The sequence below is a fragment of the Streptomyces sp. 4F14 genome (assembly GCF_048159485.1).
GTDB lineage: Bacteria > Actinomycetota > Actinomycetes > Streptomycetales > Streptomycetaceae > Streptomyces.
On sequence record NZ_JBLRVY010000410.1, the window covers coordinates 1 to 315 of the forward strand.

At 74.9% G+C, this 315-nt stretch carries 1 pseudogene; it reads right to left on the reverse strand.

Annotation, left to right across the window (positions count from 1 at the left end):
- Nucleotides 1-254, reverse strand: a pseudogene (locus ACLZOT_RS51345) (Rv2993c-like domain-containing protein); the annotation flags it as partial.
- Nucleotides 255-315: the final 61 nt, after the last annotated feature.

The following is a 315-nucleotide window of genomic DNA, read 5'->3' on the forward strand; positions in this document are numbered from 1 at the left end:
GGTCGAGCCCCTCGCGGCCGATCACCGCGGCGACCTCCAGCTCGAAGTCGAGCACGCCAGATCCCGGCGGCACGGGGATGTCGTCGTACGGGCGGCGGCAGCAGGTGTACGTCCGTCAGCGGGACGGCCGGGCCCACGGGGCGGATGCCGACAGCGTCGAGGGGGGAGGTGCCGTCCGGGAGGGCCCGTACGGCGGTGCCCTCCACGATCCCGCAGTGCCGGCGCCCCTCGTACTCGTAACTGGCGATGCGCAACGGTCCGCGCCCCGGCCCGCATCACCCGCCCCGAGCCGCGCATGTACTCGTCCAGTCCGCG